The 17911-nt window shown below is 61.6% G+C and carries 18 protein-coding genes and 1 riboswitch; of the genes, 5 read left to right on the top strand and 13 right to left on the bottom strand.

The genetic code is table 11. The annotated features are described in order from the left end of the window. Positions 1 to 650: 650 nt before the first annotated feature. Genes RGV33_RS08385 through cobO form a run of 6 tightly spaced genes read right to left on the bottom strand, consistent with a single transcriptional unit; the run spans position 651 to position 6632 of the window. Positions 651 to 2102: a cobyric acid synthase gene (locus RGV33_RS08385; RefSeq protein WP_322143866.1), complete on the bottom strand. Its 1452-nt coding sequence runs from the start codon at positions 2100 to 2102 to the stop codon at positions 651 to 653. Continuing rightward, positions 2099 to 3088, bottom strand: a complete 990-nt coding sequence (gene cobD / locus RGV33_RS08380) for a threonine-phosphate decarboxylase CobD (protein ID WP_322143865.1) — start codon at positions 3086 to 3088, stop codon at positions 2099 to 2101. Before cobD ends, RGV33_RS08385 begins: the two co-directional genes overlap by 4 nt. After that, complete coding sequence (gene cbiB, locus RGV33_RS08375; protein WP_322143864.1) at positions 3081 to 3989, bottom strand: adenosylcobinamide-phosphate synthase CbiB; 909 nt, start codon at positions 3987 to 3989, stop codon at positions 3081 to 3083. Before cbiB ends, cobD begins: the two co-directional genes overlap by 8 nt. Beyond that, the gene (bluB, locus tag RGV33_RS08370; RefSeq protein ID WP_322143863.1) at positions 3986 to 4636 is read right to left on the bottom strand and encodes a 5,6-dimethylbenzimidazole synthase; all 651 of its coding nucleotides are present in this window, start codon (positions 4634 to 4636) and stop codon (positions 3986 to 3988) included. The genes cbiB and bluB overlap by 4 nt, the downstream gene beginning before the upstream one ends. Further along, positions 4633 to 6024, bottom strand: coding sequence for a cobyrinate a,c-diamide synthase (locus tag RGV33_RS08365; RefSeq protein ID WP_322143862.1), 1392 nt, complete (start codon positions 6022 to 6024; stop codon positions 4633 to 4635). Before RGV33_RS08365 ends, bluB begins: the two co-directional genes overlap by 4 nt. Beyond that, positions 6021 to 6632, bottom strand: coding sequence for a cob(I)yrinic acid a,c-diamide adenosyltransferase (cobO, locus tag RGV33_RS08360; protein ID WP_258344280.1), 612 nt, complete (start codon positions 6630 to 6632; stop codon positions 6021 to 6023). The genes RGV33_RS08365 and cobO overlap by 4 nt, the downstream gene beginning before the upstream one ends. Positions 6633 to 6710: 78 nt before the next feature. Next, a riboswitch (cobalamin riboswitch) is annotated at positions 6711 to 6948 on the bottom strand. A 99-nt stretch (positions 6949 to 7047) separates the two neighbouring features. Between cobO and RGV33_RS08355 the strand changes: the two genes are divergently transcribed. Beyond that, positions 7048 to 8361 (top strand): sorbosone dehydrogenase family protein, encoded by a 1314-nt coding sequence (locus RGV33_RS08355; RefSeq protein WP_322143861.1) that lies wholly within the window; start codon positions 7048 to 7050, stop codon positions 8359 to 8361. A 51-nt stretch (positions 8362 to 8412) separates the two neighbouring features. On the opposite strand, the gene RGV33_RS08350 is transcribed toward RGV33_RS08355, so the two are convergent. The 5 genes from RGV33_RS08350 to RGV33_RS08330 all read right to left on the bottom strand — a co-directional run bounded on the left by RGV33_RS08350 (position 8413) and on the right by RGV33_RS08330 (position 13031). Further along, positions 8413 to 8955, bottom strand: coding sequence for a C40 family peptidase (locus RGV33_RS08350; protein WP_322143860.1), 543 nt, complete (start codon positions 8953 to 8955; stop codon positions 8413 to 8415). Between the two features lie 144 nt (positions 8956 to 9099). Then, on the bottom strand, positions 9100 to 9729 hold the full coding sequence (locus tag RGV33_RS08345; protein WP_322143859.1) for a C40 family peptidase: 630 nt from the start codon (positions 9727 to 9729) through the stop codon (positions 9100 to 9102). A gap of 213 nt (positions 9730 to 9942) precedes the next feature. After that, complete coding sequence (gene hda / locus RGV33_RS08340) at positions 9943 to 10647, bottom strand: DnaA regulatory inactivator Hda (protein WP_010176467.1); 705 nt, start codon at positions 10645 to 10647, stop codon at positions 9943 to 9945. 216 nt (positions 10648 to 10863) lie between these two features. Continuing rightward, positions 10864 to 11937, bottom strand: coding sequence for an AI-2E family transporter (locus RGV33_RS08335; RefSeq protein ID WP_322143858.1), 1074 nt, complete (start codon positions 11935 to 11937; stop codon positions 10864 to 10866). A gap of 53 nt (positions 11938 to 11990) precedes the next feature. Then, positions 11991 to 13031 carry a DUF2066 domain-containing protein gene (locus RGV33_RS08330; RefSeq protein ID WP_322143857.1) on the bottom strand — a complete coding sequence of 347 codons (1041 nt, stop codon included), beginning with the start codon at positions 13029 to 13031 and terminating at the stop codon, positions 11991 to 11993. A 358-nt stretch (positions 13032 to 13389) separates the two neighbouring features. Between RGV33_RS08330 and purM the strand changes: the two genes are divergently transcribed. The 4 genes from purM (at position 13390) to RGV33_RS08310 (ending at position 16273) form a co-directional block, all read left to right on the top strand. Continuing rightward, entirely contained in the window at positions 13390 to 14448 is a 1059-nt protein-coding gene (gene purM / locus RGV33_RS08325) for a phosphoribosylformylglycinamidine cyclo-ligase (protein WP_169387374.1), read from the top strand. 11 nt (positions 14449 to 14459) lie between these two features. Beyond that, the gene (gene purN / locus RGV33_RS08320; RefSeq protein ID WP_322143856.1) at positions 14460 to 15110 is read left to right on the top strand and encodes a phosphoribosylglycinamide formyltransferase; all 651 of its coding nucleotides are present in this window, start codon (positions 14460 to 14462) and stop codon (positions 15108 to 15110) included. Positions 15111 to 15118: 8 nt separating this feature from the next. Beyond that, positions 15119 to 15832, top strand: coding sequence for a DUF3108 domain-containing protein (locus RGV33_RS08315; protein ID WP_322143855.1), 714 nt, complete (start codon positions 15119 to 15121; stop codon positions 15830 to 15832). A 252-nt stretch (positions 15833 to 16084) separates the two neighbouring features. After that, entirely contained in the window at positions 16085 to 16273 is a 189-nt protein-coding gene (locus tag RGV33_RS08310) for a hypothetical protein (RefSeq protein WP_322143854.1), read from the top strand. Positions 16274 to 16451: 178 nt separating this feature from the next. Here RGV33_RS08310 and RGV33_RS08305 read toward each other — a convergent pair whose 3' ends face one another. Together RGV33_RS08305 and mazG are read right to left on the bottom strand one after the other, a co-directional pair. Then, positions 16452 to 16997 carry a DUF2058 domain-containing protein gene (locus tag RGV33_RS08305; RefSeq protein ID WP_076014754.1) on the bottom strand — a complete coding sequence of 182 codons (546 nt, stop codon included), beginning with the start codon at positions 16995 to 16997 and terminating at the stop codon, positions 16452 to 16454. Between the two features lie 25 nt (positions 16998 to 17022). After that, on the bottom strand, positions 17023 to 17856 hold the full coding sequence (mazG, locus tag RGV33_RS08300) for a nucleoside triphosphate pyrophosphohydrolase (RefSeq protein ID WP_322143853.1): 834 nt from the start codon (positions 17854 to 17856) through the stop codon (positions 17023 to 17025). Positions 17857 to 17911 lie beyond the last annotated feature (55 nt).

The following is a 17911-nucleotide window of genomic DNA, read 5'->3' as shown; positions in this document are numbered from 1 at the left end:
GCTCCGCGGGCCGCCGCGACGGCCCGTCCCTGGCCCGTCGCGGCTAAACCGGCGTCCTGCCGGTTTACCCGCTCCTCAATCCCTGCGTTCGGCCTCGGGCTGAATGGGGCAGTCAGATCAAGATCACAAGCAAGATCAAGAACACAGCGGCCTACAGGCCGGCTTGAGTGTTATAAAGCCAGATCAAAAGCTAAAGCAGGCACGGTTCCAATGTGGGAGCTGGCTTGCCTGCGATGGCATCACCTCGGCACATCTGAAAAACCGAGTCGCCTGCATCGCCGGCAAGCCAGCTCCTACAGCTTTTGATCTGGCTTTTAACACTCAGGTCGGCTTTCAGGCCGCCGTGCTCTTGCTGTTGACCTTGATCTGCAGGCCCCGTCAACCACGATGGCCGCAAGCAGGCACGGTGGAGCGGGTAAATCGGCAAGGATGCCGATTTAGCCGCGCCGGGCCATGGATGGCCCGTCGCGGCGGCCCGCGGAGACGGGTCTGATTGCGGGCATGCCGAGCCTAAGCGAGGCACCGAGTGGTGGGGCAAAGACCTTTTGGTTACTTTTGGGGCGTTTGCCAAAAGTGACCCGCTGTAAGAGCGGAACCATAAGAAGCCGTTACCGCAGCAACGGATATACACACCATCCAACACCAACAACTCAAACCCCACACAATGAGCGCAACAACCCCGTATCCAAATGCCGCTCTACCAGATCCGCCAACCGCTCAATATCCCGCTCCCGCAACCCGTGATAATCCACCTCCTGCACATCCTCCAGCCCAGCCCACCGCAACAGCGCACTACACGCAGCCGCAGTCTCAAACACCCCATGCAGATAGGTGCCCAATACCTGCCCATCCTCACTCTGAGCCCCATCCATGCGCCCATCGTCCAACCGAACCGCAGCCCGTACCAAGCCAGCGCCACTGGTCACGCCCGCGTGGATCTCATACCCACTCACCTCGGCATCCTCCAGCAACAGCCGCCCGCGCACATTGCGCAACTGCTTCTCCTCCTCCAACGTCGTACTAAACGTCAACAACCCCAACCCATCACTGGAACCGCAAGGCCCTTCCAACCCAAGCGGGTCATGCACCTGCTCCCCGAGCATCTGCAACCCACCACAAATCCCCAACACCTTCCCGCCATAACGCAAATGCCGCGCCAGCGCCGTGTCCCACCCATTGGCCCGCAAATACGCCAAATCACTGCGCACACTCTTCGAGCCCGGCAAAATAATCAGATCCGCCGCAGGAATCGCCTGCCCCGGCCCCACAAACTGCAAATCCACCTGCGGATGCAACCGCAGTGGATCAAAATCCGTGTGATTGCTGATCCGCGGCAACACCGGCACCACCACCTTGAGCACCTGCGCCGCCTTGTCGATCTGACGCCGGTCGATGCCGTCTTCAGCCTCCAGATGCAAATCCATCACATACGGCAACACCCCCACCACCGGCTTGCCCGTACGCGCTTCCAACCAATCCAGCCCCGGCTGCAACAGCGCAATGTCCCCGCGAAACCGATTGATGATGAACCCTTTGACCCGCGCCTGTTCGGTCGGCGACAACAACTCCAGCGTGCCCACAAGGTGCGCAAACACCCCGCCACGATTGATGTCGGCAATCAGCAGCACCGGGCAGTCCACCGCTTCGGCAAAGCCCATGTTGGCAATGTCATTCGCCCGCAGGTTGATCTCCGCAGGCGAGCCCGCGCCCTCGACCATCACCACCGGATACGCCGCACTCAACCGCGCATGAGAGGCGAGCACCGCCTGCATCGCGATGGCTTTGTAATCGTGATAAGCCACGGCATTCATGGTGGTCACGGCGCGCCCATGGATAATCACCTGGGAGCCCGTGTCGCTATTGGGCTTGAGCAGCACCGGGTTCATGTCGGTATGGGGCGCCAGGTTCGCAGCCTGGGCCTGCACCGCCTGGGCCCGGCCAATTTCGCCACCTTCGGCCGTCACGGCGCTGTTGAGCGCCATGTTCTGTGGTTTGAAGGGCGCCACCGGGATGCCCTGCCGCACCAGCCAGCGGCAGAGTGCAGTCACCAACGTACTTTTGCCGGCGTCGGAGGTGGTGCCCTGCACCATCAAGGTACTCATGAGGCTTCCTTGTAGGCGCACAGTGCCTGTTCCAGCCGCAGCCAGTCGGCCTCGGTGTCCGGCAGGCCGAAACGCAGGCTGCTGTTGTCGACAAACAGGCGCAACAGAATGCCACGCTGGGCCATGAATTCATGCAACTGCTCGGCCCGGTCCGTGATCATCCACTGGAACAACGCGCAGCCGCCCTGAGGCCGCAAGCCATGGCACTCAAGCAGGTCAAACAGGCGCTGGCTGGCCGCCTCGCAACGCAGCCGCTGTTGCGCATGGCCGGCGGTATCACCCAGGCATATTTGCCCAAGCACCCGCGTCGGCCCGCTGACGGCCCACGGCCCCACCTGTTCGGCGAGCAGCTTGAGCAGCTTGCGCTCGGCCAGCACGAACCCCAGCCGCACCCCGGCCAGGCCGAAGAATTTGCCGAATGAGCGCAGCACGATCAGCCCGACCTGATTGGCCTGGCTCGCAAGGCTTAATTGCGGGGTGATGTCCATGAAGGCTTCGTCCACCACCAGCCAGCCGCCGCGCTGGGCCAGGCGGGCGTGCCAGTCCAACAGGCGTTGCGGGCTCAGGCTCAGGCCGGTGGGGTTGTTGGGGTTGACCACCACCAACACGTCGAGGCTGTCGAGGAAGAAGTCGACCTCCTGCTCCTGCACTTCGCGCACGATATAGCCAGCGCGGCGCCAGGCTTCGGCGTGTTCGGCGTAACACGGTGACAGCACGCCAACCTTGCCCGCCCGGCGCAGGCGCGGCAGCAGCTGGATCGCCGCCTGGGAGCCGGCCACCGGCAGTACTTGGGTTGCGCCGTAATATTCGCAGGCCGCCTGCTCCAGGCCGTCATCGGTTTCCGGCAGGCGCGCCCAGGCCCGCTGCGGAATTTGCGGGATCGGGAACGGCCACGGCGCCAGGCCGCTGGACAGGTCCAGCCACTCGGCCTCGGGAATGCCGTACTGCATCGCCGCCTTGCGCAAGCGGCCACCGTGTTCAAGCATAAAACTCAGCCCCCACGCACAGGATCAGCAACCACAGCCACACGCCGCGTTGCACCAGTTGCCAGCCGCGCTCGATGGAATCGGCATCCGCCGGCGGGCCTTCGCCCAGTGGCGGGCGCTGGTGCAGTTCGCCGTGATAAATCGCCGCGCCGCCCAGTTCCACGCCAAGGGCGCCAGCCCCCGCCGCCATCACCGGGCCGGCGTTGGGGCTGTCCCATGTCGGGCCCTGGTTGCGCCAGCATGTGAGGGCCAGACGGGTTTTGCCCAGCAGCGCGTAGGTCAACGCCACCAGGCGTGCCGGAATGTAGTTGAGCACGTCGTCGATCTTTGCCGCGGCCCAGCCGAAGCGTTCAAAGCGTTCATTGCGATAGCCCCACATGGCGTCCAGGGTGTTGCTCAGACGATAGAGCACCACGCCCGGCACGCCAGCGACCACAAACCAGAACAGGGCGGCGAATACCGCGTCGCTGCCGTTTTCCAGCACCGATTCGGTGGCGGCGCGGGCGACTTCGGTGCTGTCCAGTTCGCTGGTCTGACGGCTCACCAAGTAGCTGACGCGTTTGCGCGCTTCGTCCAGGTCATCGCTGCGCAGGGCTTGTGCTACCGGCAGTACATGTTCGCCGAGGCTGCGCATGCCGAGGGCGCAATACAGCGCGAGGATTTCCACTACCCAGCCGATGTAAGGCGCCCACGACAGGGCCGTGGCCAACAAGGTCAGCGGCACTACCGCAATCACCCACGCCGTCACGCCATGGCTGCGCCAGCCACGGCCTCCGGAGTTGAAACGCTGCTCGATGCGCCCGGCAAAATTGCCGAACGCCACCAGCGGATGCCAGCGCCTGGGCTCGCCCAGCAGCGCATCCAGCGCCACCGCAGCGACACTCAGCAAGGCCACACTCATTGACTCACTCCCCAAACATTCTCATACAGCATGTCACTCAGTGGCCGTGGTTCGGTCCAGCCTTCAAGCTGCAACATCGGTGCCGGATAGAACTCGCTCACCGGGCCCAGGCACAACACGGCCAACGGCTTGGCGCCGGGCGGCAGGCCCAGCAGGTCGGCCAGGGCCTGGGGTTCGAACAGCGAGACCCAGCCCATGCCCAAGCCTTCGACGCGAGCTGCCAGCCATAGATTCTGGATTGCACAGGACAACGACGCCATGTCCATTTCCGGCAAGGTGCGGCGCCCGAAGATATGCCGCTCGCGGTCGTCCATCAGCGCAGCCACCAGCACTTCGGCGCAGTCGTTGATGCCTTCGACCTTGAGCTTCATGAACTGGTCGGAGCGCTCGCCGAGGGCCTCGGCGGTGCGTACGCGCTCTTCTTCCACCAGTTGCTGGATCTGGCTGCGCAGGTTGCGGTCGCTGATGCGGATAAAACGCCACGGCTGCATCAGGCCGACGCTCGGTGCCTGGTGGGCCGCTTGCAGCAGGCGCTGGAGCAATTCGGGGGCAACGCTGCCGCCACTGAAGTGGCGCATGTCGCGGCGTTCGGCGATGGCGCGGTAGACGGCTTCGCGGTCGGCTTGCGCAAAGGCGTTGTCAGTCATGGCCTCATCGCGGGCAAGCCCGCTCCCACAGTAGATTGCGTTTCAACTCGGTCAACTGTGGGAGCTGGCTTGCCTGCGATGGCGGTCTCAAGGCTTGGCGCAAACAAGGCAGCCACCGCTGTCGGGTTGGACGGGAAGTAAAAGTGCACGTAGGAAGCCGTCATCCGGCCCTGACGATAGACCGCCTCGGCGCCGCGCCCGCCGTTGGGGCTCAGGCCACGGGCAATCGGCTGCCACTCGGTGCTGGTCAACGAATGATGGTAGGTGTGGCCGCGCAACAGGCCCTCGGGCAGTTCGACATTTTGCAGGGCCAGTGCCGCCAGGCGCTTTTGCATCACGGCATCACCCTGGAGCAGGCCGACCAGTTCGGCACGGGTGCCATCGACATCGGTGAGCGAGTCCAGCAGATAAAGCATGCCGCCGCATTCAGCCAGCAGCGGTTTGCCGGCGGCGTGATGGGCGCGGATGGCGTCCAGCATCGCGGTGTTTTCCGACAGCGCCTGGTGATGCAGTTCCGGGTAACCACCCGGCAAGTAGAGGCTGTCAGCGTCGGGTAATTGGCGATCGCGAATCGGTGAGAAGAAGCACAGTTCAGCGCCCATCGCCTGCAGCAGGTCGAGGCTGGCGCCGTAGGTGAATGCGAAAGCCTCGTCACGGGCCACGGCAATGCGTACACCGGCCAGCAACGGTTGTGCCTCGATCACTTCAGGCGCGGCGAATTCCACCGGCGGCGGCAAGGCTACCTCGCAACTGCTGCCCAACGCCTGGGCGGCAGCGTCGAGGCGCAGGTCGAGGTCATTCAGTTCGCTGGCTTGCACCAGGCCAAGGTGGCGGCTGGGTAACTCGATGCCGGTTTCCCGGGACAGTGCGCCGTACCAGCGCAAGCCTTCAGTGAGGCTGCCTTCGAGCAATTGCGCATGGCGCAGCGTGCCAACTCGGTTGGCCAGTACACCGGCGAACGGCAGGTCTGGCTGGTAACGCGCCAGGCCCAACGCCAGGGCGCCGAAGGTCTGGGCCATAGCCGTACCGTCGATCACCGCCAGTACCGGCACGCCAAAGTGCCGCGCCAGGTCGGCGCTGGACGGTGTGCCGTCGAACAGGCCCATCACGCCTTCGATCAGGATCAGGTCGGCTTCCCCCGCCGCTTCCCACAGCAACCGGCGACTTTCCTGCTCGCCCACCATCCACATGTCTAATTGATAGACCGGCGCACCACTGGCGCGCTCGTGGATCATCGGGTCGAGAAAGTCCGGGCCGCATTTGAACACCCGCACCTTGCGCCCCAGGTTGCGGTGCAAACGGGCCAGCGCGGCGGTGACGGTGGTTTTGCCCTGGCCGGACGCCGGTGCGGCGATCAGGACAGCAGGGCAGTGACGGGGCTGATTCAAAGTTCGATGCCTTTCTGTGCCTTGATACCGGCCTGGAAGGCGTGCTTGAGCATGCCCATTTCAGTCACGGTGTCGGCCATTTCGATCAATTCGGGTTTCGCGCCACGGCCGGTCACCAGCACGTGTTGCATTGGCGGGCGGGCCTGCAGGTCGCCGAGCACCTGGTCCAGGTCGAGGTAGCCGTGCTTGAGGGCGATGTTCAACTCATCCAGCACCACCAGGCCGATGGCCGGGTTTTGCAGCATTTCCCGGGAGACCGCCCAAGCCGCCTCGGCGGCGACGATGTCGCGCGCGCGGTCCTGGGTTTCCCAGGTAAAACCTTCGCCCATCACGTGAAAGCGCACCTGCTCGGGGAAGCGGCGGAAGAACAGTTCTTCGCCGGTGCTGTTGCGCCCCTTGATGAACTGCACCACGCCGCACTGCATGCCATGGCCCATGGCCCGGGCCAGCATGCCAAAGGCCGAACTACTCTTGCCCTTGCCGTTGCCAGTGAGCACCAGCAGCAACCCGCACTCGTTGGGTGAATTGGCAATGCGCTCATCAATCACGGCTTTTTTGCGCAGCATGCGCGCCAGGTGGCGTTCGTCACGATCGGGGGATTCAGTCATGGCAGCTCTCCGTTGGGGCTGGACAAAAACGGCGGGCAGGAAAAGACACATACAGACAGCCAAGCATCGCCCACCGTGATGCTGTTGGATGGATCAGGCCGGTCTCCGGGCTCATGAGTGGCATGGGATGCCGAGGGTGCACCTTCCCATATCGCGGGCGATACAGTGGTTTGAGGCACCGTCTTGACTCATTTACCGTTGCGGGGGCAGCGCCGGGATCGTGGCTGCACTGTAAAAAAGTGCGCTCACTCACCGGCTTCCCTGTTTCACTCAGTCGGCGCGTACGCCACAGAGCACCTGAAACAAGCCGCGAAGGTTAGTGGGTTGGGGGTGGAGCGTCAATTAAAGCCGGACATGCGCGTGAACCATCCGGCCACCACGCACCTCTATCCCTACAGGTATTAAGGAGAAAACCATGCACAAGACCCGACTTGCCCTACTGATCATGGTGGCCGGCACACTCGCCGCCTGTGGTGAAAGCTCTACCCTGCAAGTGTCCGACGGCACCGGCCCCTCGCCCAAGCTGCCCGAACCGAACAGAACCCTGATCCCCACGGTGAACATCGCGCCGGCGATCGGCTGGCCCGAAGGCAGCAAGCCGACCCCGGCGGCGGGCACTCAGGTGGCGGCGTTCGCCGAGGGCCTGGATCACCCACGATGGCTGTATGTGCTTCCCAATGGTGACGTGCTGGTGGCCGAAACCAATGCACCGCCCAAGCCGGACGATTCCAAGGGCATTCGTGGCTGGGTGATGGAAAAAGTCATGGGCCGCGCCGGGGCCGGCGTGCCGAGCCCGAACCGCATCACTCTGCTGCGGGACGCCGACCACGATGGCGTCGCCGAAACCCGCACGGTGTTCCTGGAAAACCTGAACTCGCCGTTTGGCATGGCATTGGTGGGCAACGACCTGTATGTCGCCGATTCGGACAAGCTGCTGCGCTTCCCTTACCAGCCAGGTGAAACCTCGATCAAGGAAGCCGGCACCACCGTGACCGACTTGCCGGGCGGCAGCATCAACCATCACTGGACGAAGAACGTGGTGGCCAGCAAGGACGGCAGCAAGCTGTACGTCAGCGTGGGCTCCAACAGCAACGTCGGGGAAAACGGCCTGGACGCGGAACAAGGCCGCGCCGCGATCTGGGAAGTGGACCGCGCCACTGGCCAGCATCGCATCTTCGCCTCCGGCCTGCGCAACCCCAACGGTATGGCCTGGGAGCCGCAAAGCGGCAAGCTGTGGACAGCGGTTAACGAGCGCGATGAAATCGGCAGCGACCTGGTGCCGGACTACATCACCTCGGTCAAGGATGGGGCCTTCTACGGCTGGCCGTTCAGTTACTACGGGCAGCACGTGGATGTGCGGGTGAATCCGCAGAACCCGGACCTGGTGGCCAAGGCGATCGCACCGGATTACGCGGTAGGCCCACACACGGCGTCCCTGGGGCTGACCTTTGCCGACGGCAGCACGTTACCGGCGCAGTTCAGCAACGGCGCGTTTATCGGCCAGCATGGCTCGTGGAACCGCAAGCCCCACAGCGGCTACAAGGTGATCTTCGTGCCGTTTGAGGCAGGCCAGCCCAAAGGCCGGCCGGTGGATGTGCTGACCGGGTTCCTCAACAGCGATGAGAAAGCCATGGGTCGCCCGGTAGGCGTGGTGATCGACAAGCAGGGGGATTTGTTGGTGGCAGATGATGTGGGAAACAAGGTGTGGCGGGTGTCGGCGGCGAAATAGCCCGTCCTCAAAAACAACTGTGGGAGCCTAGGCTCCCACAGTTGTTTTTGCTTATGGATTACGCGCCAGATGCTCGGCGGGCAACACGCGCTTGGCGCTCAGGTAGGCGTTCTGCCAATAGGCCTTGGACAGTGTGTCCAGCTTCACCGTACCGCCGGTTTGCGGCGCATGCACAAAGCGCCCTTCACCCACGTAGATCCCGGCGTGGCTGACTTGCGAGCCGCCGCCCGTGGCGAAGAAAAGCAGGTCGCCGGTTTGCAGGTTGTTTTCGCTCACGTCCATGGCGCGCATCACGATCAGCTCGCGAGTGGTACGCGGCAAGGAGATGCCCGCCGCATCGCGGTACACAAACCCGATCAGGCCGCTGCAATCAAATCCCGAGTCCGGCGTATTGCCGCCCCAGCGATAAGGCGTGCCGACCAGGCCCAGCGCACGGAAGAGCACGTCTTCGGCAGCAGGCGAGAAACTTTGGGTGGCGTAGGTGTTGAACACCGGCTTGGGCTTGACGGCCACGGGAGCTGGCGGAGGACGACTTGCGCAGGCACTGAGCAGCGCGGCGCAAACAAGAAGAATTAGGCGGGCCGAGGTCGACATGGGCAGAACAATCCTGATCTGGATGCGGCTTTCGCTGCCGAACGCTGAAAACCAGAACGCGCAAGCAAAGCTCGCGCGATCGATTTACAACAATGTCCAGGGATTCTAGCGCTTACACGTCAAACTTCAAGTATCACTTTAACTTTACTTGCTGGCGGTAACGGTAGTCGGGGCCATCGCGAGGGCGCGCTTGGCTTCGATGAAGGTTTTGCTCCAGTAGCTGTCACCCAGGTTGTCGACCCGCACACCACCGCTGCGGCGGCTGCTGGAGTGGATAAACTGGTTGTCGCCCAGGTAGATACCGGCGTGACTGACACGACCACGGCCAGCAGTACTGAAGAAAAGCAGATCACCGGGCTTGAGGTTGTTCCGCGCGACCAACGGTGCATCCACGTTGATCATTTCGCGGGTGGAACGCGGCAGGTTCATGCCGGCTTCCTCGCGAAACAGGTAGCCGATGAAACCGCTGCAGTCGAAACCGGCCTCAGAGGTACCGCCGAAACGGTAACGGGTACCGATCAGGGACATGCCGCGTTCGAGAATGCTGTCGGCCAGAACGGGAAGCTGGTAAGGCTTGGCGCCGGCGAAATCGGCGAGTTCTTTTTCGGTTGCGATCTCTTCCTGATAAACACTGGAAGACTGCGACGCAACGAATTTTGCCTGGGACTGTTGTGCTGGTTTTTGCTGCTCAACCACGTTTTGAGTGTGGGTGGCGCAACCAAACAACAGGGTAACGAGTGCGAGAGGCACGAGGGGTGCGAAGCGATTTAGCATGGGCACGACCGTGGCTGATGTGTAAAGAAGCCGAGACTATGCCCTCTATCACATCGATTTGCAAATTCAATCGTGATCTTTGTGACTTCTTGTTTGGACTATGACATCTAAGCCCTTAACACCCTATACAACCCATTTGCGTGGCCAAAACCGCCCAAACGCAGGTTTTCTGACGCCTGGAATTTGCTGAAAGCCCCGTTTTCAAAGGGCTGGCTACCAGCCGAGGGTTTCCTTGAGGAAGGGAATGGTCAGCTTGCGCTGGGCCTGCAAGGAGGCCTGGTCGAGCTGTTCGAGCAAGTCGAACAATGCGCTCATGCTGCGGGTGCCACGCGTAAGAATAAAATGCCCGACTTCATCGGTCAGGTGCAACCCGCGGCGGGAAGCCCGCAATTGCAGCGCACGCAATTTGTCTTCATCGGATAACGGGCGCATCTGGAAGATCAGCGCCAGGGTCAGCCGCGACTTCAAGTCGGCCAGCTTCACCGGCAACTCACGTGGCGAGGTGGACGCGGCAATCAGCAAGCGCCGGCCGCTGTCCCGCAAGCGGTTAAACAGATGGAACAGCGCCTCCTCCCAATCCGCCCGCCCCGCCACCGCCTGCAAATCATCCAGGCAGACCAGTTCGTATTGTTCAAGGTTGTCGAGGATCTCGATACCGCGGTCCAGCAGCTCTGCCAGTGGCAGGTACACCGCCGGTTCACCCATCTGCTCGAAGCGCAGGCACGCGGCCTGCAACAAGTGGGTACGCCCCACGCCGTCCTTGCCCCAGAGGTAGATCAGGCTTTCGGTCCAGCCGGCGTCGGCTTCGCAGAGCCGCTCGACATAGCCGAGTGCAGCGGCATTGGCGCCTGGGTAGTAATTGATAAAGGTGGCGTCGTCACGCAGACGCACACCTAGGGGCAGCTGAATCGGTTTCATGCTGACTGAACGGCTACAATCGAACCGTTAGTGGCCTCTGTGTAAAGTTTGCAAAGTTTATACCCGTGACGCCGGGCGCACAATGCAGCAGACCACAAGCAAAATCAAAGGTTTGCGTTAACTTGTTGGATTTGTGAGGATTGTTTGACGCCCTGGTGTAACGCCAGGGCCGATAAACGACAAACCCGGCCTTGAGCCGGGTTTGTGATGCTGCGGTTACAACTCTGGTTCGTCGACCCCTGCGTACATGTCCGAGTCCTTGTACAAGTCGTGCACATGGCGCACCAGCACCATGATCACCGCCGCCACGGGCAGCGCCAGCAGGATGCCGGTAAAGCCGAACAGTTCGCCGCCCGCCAGGATCGCGAAGATCACCGCCACCGGGTGCAGGCCGATCCTGTCGCCCACCAGCAACGGCGTCAGCACCATGCCTTCCAGGGCCTGACCGACCATGAACACCGCGACAATCCCGAGCATCGGGTACAGGTCGCCGTGGAACTGGAACAGCCCGGCCACCAGCGCCGCACCAATCCCGATCACGAAGCCCATGTACGGCACGATGGCTGCCAGGCCGGCAATCAGGCCGATCAACAGCCCCAGTTCCAGGCCGATAGCCATCAACCCCGCCGCGTAAATAATCCCCAGGGCCAACATCACCAGCAACTGGCCGCGAACGAAGGCGCCCAGCACTTCATGGCACTCCCCGGCCAGGGCAACGATGCGCTCCTCGCGGTCGCGTGGCAGCAGGCTGCGGATCTTGGCCATCATGATGTCCCAGTCCCGCAGCAGGTAGAACGCCACCACCGGGATCAGCACCAGGTTGGTCAGCCAGCCGATCAACGCGAGGCTCGACGCCGTCGCCTGGCTCAGTACCACGCCGACGATGTCGGTGGTCTGGCCCATGTGCTCGCTGATGGCCGCCTTGACCTTGTCGAACTTCCAGAAGCCGTCCGCCAACCCCAGCTTGGCCTGGGCCCACGGCATGGCCGTGTGTTGCAGCCAGTCGAGCATCTGCGGCGCCAGCTCATAGAGCTTGAACAATTGCTTGGCCAGCATCGGCACCAGCACCAGCACCAACGCCGTGATGATCAAGGTGAACAAGGCAAACACCGCCACCACGCCCCAGGTGCGTGACAGGCCGACCTTTTCCAGGCGGTCCACCACGGGATCGAACAGGTAGGCCAGCAGTAACGCAACCAGGAACGGCGTCAGGATCGAATGCAGCAGGAACACAAAAACGCACAGCAGGACAATCCCGCCAAGCCACACCCAACGACGCGTATCCGCCATAAACCACTCCATCTGTTATTTGCTTCCTGCTTCTATATAAGGAGGAAGAATGCTTACCAATGAAAACGTAGCTGCGGCGTCGGCTCGACCGGCGCCGGTTGGGCGCCCTCCGCTACCGGCTGCGGAGCCGGCGCTTCACCCGCAGGCACTTCCTGCAACTTGGCCAGGCTCAACTGGGTGCGCAATTGCTCCGCGCTGCCATTGACCCGATACACGATGCGAGTGCCGTCCACGCGCACCGGCTGGGCACCAAACGGCTCCAGCAGATGGCCGAGGGCGGCGTAATGTTCCAGGTTCATGCCCTGCACTTCCAGCAACTGATCACTGGTGGCAGCACCGGCCTTGACCGCAAAACGTGGCGCCAGGCGCTCGCTGACAGCCAGCAGTACGGCGTCGGCCAACGCAGCGGTGTCTGTGCCGGTGGCGGTGCCCTGCTCGCTTTTATCACCCAGCCACAGGCGCCATTTGGCCGACCATTGGCCGCCATCTTCACGGGCATGCACGGCCAGCAAGGCATCGGCGCCGTAACGTTCGGACGCAGCACGCAGCGGCGTGGCATCGGGGCTTTCAAGATTCGGGGCAGTGGCGACAATTTGCTCGTCCAGGTCACCCAACGGCAGGCGCAACGGCAAACCACGGTGCTGGGCCGCTCGGCGCAGCGGCTGGGCGACGGCTTGGCCATCACCGACCAGGCTGCTGCCTTCGACGGAATCGTTCAGCCACCAGCCGAGGATCGACGGCCGATTGCTGCCCCACAGTGCCAACCCTGCGCCACGCAAGGCGCGGTCGGTGCTGACCGGGTCGAAATCCACCTGCAGGCTTTCCGGCGGGCCGGCATCGTAGCCGTATTGGCTGATGATCTGTTGCGGGTCTTTGCGAATTGCCGCCAGGCCAGGACCGTCGGCGGCCTTGGCGTCGCCGGTCAGGCGGATCACCAGGGTTTGCAGGGCACGCTGGGTAGCCTGGTCACGCTCCTGGGGAGACTGACTGCTGACCGGTTCCAGCACTTGATAGAGACCATTGAGGGTTTCGGCATGACTCGCCAGGCTGACCAACGACAAACAGCCCACAAAAAAATATTTACTCAGACCCATGAAAAAAGATTCCCGAACGGCAAATAAGCGGTTGGAACAGACCGCGTGAACACTGTTGAGCAAGGCTGTGACCACAGCGACCGGCAAAACATTCACAGGGCCTCGGTAAGTTTTTGTACTGTCATAACGATAGCGAGTTAAAGGCTATACCTTAATACGCCCCGTGACCGACTCGATTAGCGATTTTTTTAACAGCTATTGCCCCTGCCCGTCGGCCCGAGGATGGCCGCTGCCCCTCAAGCCTGATAAAATCGCGCGCCTTCGCAGACCGTCAATGGCAGGCCATGCTGAAACTCAAGTTTCGGTACACCCGCCGCATTCGGTCGTTACCCAGAAATCCCCCCTAAAGGCCTGGATCATGAGCAAGCAACCCTCCCTGAGCTACAAGGACGCCGGTGTAGACATCGACGCCGGTGAAGCATTGGTCGAACGCATCAAGAGCGTCGCCAAGCGCACTGCGCGCCCCGAAGTCATGGGCGGCCTGGGCGGTTTTGGCGCCCTCTGCGAGATCCCGGCCGGCTACAAGCAGCCTGTTCTGGTCTCCGGCACCGACGGTGTGGGCACCAAGCTGCGCCTGGCACTGAACCTGAACAAGCACGACAGCATCGGCATCGACCTGGTTGCCATGTGCGTGAACGACCTGGTGGTGTGCGGCGCCGAGCCGCTGTTCTTCCTTGACTACTACGCCACCGGCAAGCTCAACGTCGAGACCGCAACCCAAGTAGTTACCGGCATCGGCGCCGGCTGCGAACTGTCCGGCTGCTCCCTGGTCGGTGGTGAAACCGCTGAAATGCCAGGCATGTACGAAGGCGAAGACTACGACCTGGCCGGTTTCTGCGTCGGCGTTGTAGAGAAATCCGAAATCATCGACGGCTCCAAAGTCGCTGCCGGTGACGCCCTGCTGGCCCTGCCATCGTCGGGCCCGCACTCCAACGGCTACTCGTTGATCCGCAAGATCATCGAAGTGTCCGGCGCCGACATCGAAACCATCCAGCTCGACGGCAAGCCTCTGACCGACCTGCTGATGGCCCCGACCCGCATCTACGTGAAGCCGTTGCTCAAGCTGATCAAGGACACCGGCGCGGTCAAGGCCATGGCTCACATCACTGGTGGCGGCCTGCTGGACAACATCCCGCGTGTACTGCCTAAAGGCGCGCAGGCGATTGTCGACGTGGCCAGCTGGCAGCGCCCGGCCGTCTTCGACTGGCTGCAAGAGCAAGGCAACGTCAACGAAACCGAGATGCACCGCGTGCTGAACTGCGGCGTGGGCATGGTCATCTGCGTGGCTCAAGAGCACGTTGAAACAGCGTTGAACGTCCTGCGTGAAGCCGGCGAGCAGCCATGGGTCATCGGCCAGATCGCCACCGCCCCTGAAGGCGCTGCCCAGGTTGAACTGAAGAACCTCAAGGCACACTGATGCAAGGGCAGATGTCCCAGACCTGTGATGTCGTGGTGCTGCTCTCCGGCACCGGCAGTAACTTGCAGGCCCTGATCGATAGCACGCTGACCTGCGACAGCCCGGCGCGCATCGCTGCGGTGGTCTCCAACCGCAGCGACGCCTACGGCCTGCAACGCGCCAGGGACGCGGGTATTGACACCCGCTCCCTCGATCACAAGGCTTTCGAAGGCCGCGAGGCCTTCGACAGCGCCTTGATCGAACTCATCGACGCCTTCAATCCAAAACTCGTGGTACTGGCCGGCTTCATGCGCATTCTCAGCGCCGATTTCGTACGCCACTACAACGGGCGCCTGCTCAATATCCACCCATCCCTGCTGCCCAAATACAAAGGGTTACACACCCACCAGCGCGCCCTGGAGGCCGGCGACACCGAGCACGGTTGCAGCGTGCACTTTGTCACCGAGGAACTCGATGGCGGGCCTCTGGTCGTACAGGCAGTAGTTCCGGTAGAGTCTGCGGACTCGGCGCAGACGCTTGCGCAACGGGTTCACACCCAGGAACACAGGATTTACCCGCTGGCTGTTCGCTGGTTCGCTGAGGGGCGGTTGGTTCTTGGCGACCACGGTGCATTAATGGACGGTCAGTTACTGGCGGCCAGCGGCCACTTGATTCGAACCTAGGAGACTTTATGCGTCGCGCCCTGCTCTTCGCTTTTGCGCTGTTCGCCTTGCCTGCCGTGCAAGCGGCAGACCTTCACCCTTTCTCCGCCAGCTACACCGCCGACTGGAAACAGTTGCCCATGAGTGGCTCGGCAGAACGCAGCCTGACCAAGAATGACAACGGCACCTGGACCTTGAATTTCAAGGCTTCCATGATGATCGCCAGCCTGTCTGAAACCAGCGTGATCCGCTTTGACAAGGACGCCCTGCAGCCGCAGAGCTATACCTTCGAACGCGGCGGCCTGGGCAAGGCGAAGAAGATCAACCTGGACTTCGACCGCACGGCCAACAAGGTCACCGGCTTCGAAAACAAGGACCCGGTCAATGTCGCCCTTGAAAGCGGCATGATGGACAAGTCGACCTACCAGCTTGCCCTGCAACGCGATGTGGCCGCCGGCAAAAAAAGCATGAGCTACCGCGTGGTCGAAGGTACTGATACCGACACCTACGACTTTCGCGTGATCGGCCCGGAAAAGGTCCAGACCAAAGCCGGCTCCATCGACGCGATCAAGGTCGAGCGCGTGCGTGACCCGACTCAAAGCAAGCGCATTACCCAAATGTGGTTTGCCAAGGATTGGGGTGGCCTGCTGGTTGCCCTGCGCCAGGTCGAGACCGACGGCAAGGAATACAACATCATGCTGCAAGACGGTACCGTTGACGGCAAGGCTGTCAAAGGCAACTGATCCCCTGTGCATTAAAAGAGCCTCGCATCTGCGGGGCTTTTTTTCGCCTGTTACCTGACATCAACATGAAACTTTTGTCATAAAACTCAGCGCCCTGCGACGCAATGTCACGGTTTACGCGGGCCCGGAGATTGTTCCAGTTTCTGTAAAGGTGTGTTGCAAATGTTGCTTATTTACTTAGCAAGCTAACAAACCATATAACAAAGGCCTGCGACGCCTTGCCGCAGGTCAACCAGAGATTGGAGCAAGCAGATGACTGTAAAAGTAACTGAACGCGACGATGACCATATGTCCCATGAAGCGGTAGCCCACGGGATTCACATCTGGGATGTACACCAGCAGGACCTGCTGGTCGGCATGTTTCACGACGAGACCGAAGCTCATAATTATAAAAACGAGCTCGAGACCCTTGAGATGAAACGCCAGGCGCAAAGCTCCTGAAACTCTGAAATCCTGTAGACACCCAGCCCCACGCAGCTGGAGTATCTATAAACACAAACCCCGCCTTTTGAGCGGGGTTTGTGTTTTAGGGGAATTATTGGGGCTGCTTCGCAGCCCAGCGCGGGGCAAGCCCGCTCACCACAACAAGCTCCCTCGCTACACTGTGGTTTCTAACGTGTTACCACATCAGGTCATCAGGGATCTGGTACGCGGCGTATGGATCATCCTCATCCGGTACCTGGCTCTCGGTCAGGACGTTCATCTGGACGATACGCTCAGGTGCCCGCTCCTGGATCTTCAGCGCCGCCTCACGCGGGATTACTTCATAGCCGCCACCGTGATGCACGATCGCCAGGGAGCCGTTGCTCAACTTGTTGCGCATCAAGGTGTTGACCGACAGGCGCTTGACCTTCTTGTCATCCACGAAGTTGTAGTAGTCCTCGGTGGTCAGCTTGGGCAGGCGCGAGGTTTCGATCAACTGCTTGACCTGGGCCACGCGGGCCTTGGCCTCGGCTTTTTCCTGGTGCTGGCGGTTCAGCTCCTGGTCACGCTTGACCTTCTCGGCATGCGCTTCAATGGCCAGGCGCGCCTGGCTATCGTCGGCCGTAACCTGGCCTTTATGCACCAGGCGCTGCTGCTTCTGTTTCTCTTTGCCGACCTGTTTGGCCTGCTTTTGGTTGACCAGGCCTGCTTTGAGCAACTGGTCGCGAAGGGAAATGCTCATGGTGCTTACTCACTTGGGCAACGGTTCAGCCGCAGCTGGACAGATTCTTTTCCTGGCGTTTGGCTTCGCCCCACAGGGCGTCCAACTCTTCGAGGGTGCAATCTTCTATGGGTTTGTGCGTGTCGCGCAATGCCTGTTCGATAAATCGGAAACGTCGTTCGAATTTGGCGTTGGCTAAACGCAAGGCCGCTTCCGGGTCAACTTGCAGATGACGGGCCAGGTTGACCGCTGCAAACAGCAGGTCACCCACTTCATCGGCGATGGCTACCGGGTCATTGTCGGCCATGGCTTGGAGCACTTCATCCAGCTCTTCGCGCACGTTATCCACCACCGGCAACGCCGCCGGCCAGTCAAAACCGACTTGCCCGGCACGCTTTTGCAATTTGGCGGCGCGGGAAAGCGCCGGCAAGGCCATGGGCACATCATCCAGCAGGGATAATTGCTTTGGCGCGTCGGACTTTTCTGCACGCTCCTCGGCCTTGATCTCCTCCCAGCGCTGCTTGACCTGCTCTTCGCTCAACTGCGGGATATCCAGCGGTGCGTACAGATCGCCGGTGGGAAACACATGCGGGTGACGACGAATCAGCTTGCGGGTGATGCTGTCGATCACCCCGGCGAATTCGAAGCGCCCTTCTTCCCGCGCCAGCTGGCTGTAATACACCACCTGGAACAACAGGTCGCCCAGTTCACCCTGCAGGTGATCAAAGTCCCCGCGCTCGATGGCGTCGGCGACTTCGTAGGCTTCTTCCAGGGTGTGGGGGACGATGGTGGCGTAGGTTTGCTTGATGTCCCACGGGCAACCGTATTGCGGGTCGCGCAGGCGGTTCATCAGGTGCAGCAGGTCTTCAAGTGAATACATCGATCAATCTCTATCGGTGTTCTGTGGGAGCTGGCTTGCCTGCGATGCCATCGAC

Source organism: Pseudomonas sp. Bout1, from assembly GCF_034314165.1.
Taxonomy (GTDB): domain Bacteria; phylum Pseudomonadota; class Gammaproteobacteria; order Pseudomonadales; family Pseudomonadaceae; genus Aquipseudomonas.
Note: the sequence above shows the minus strand (reverse complement) of the source record. Positions and strands in the feature narration are given on the sequence as shown.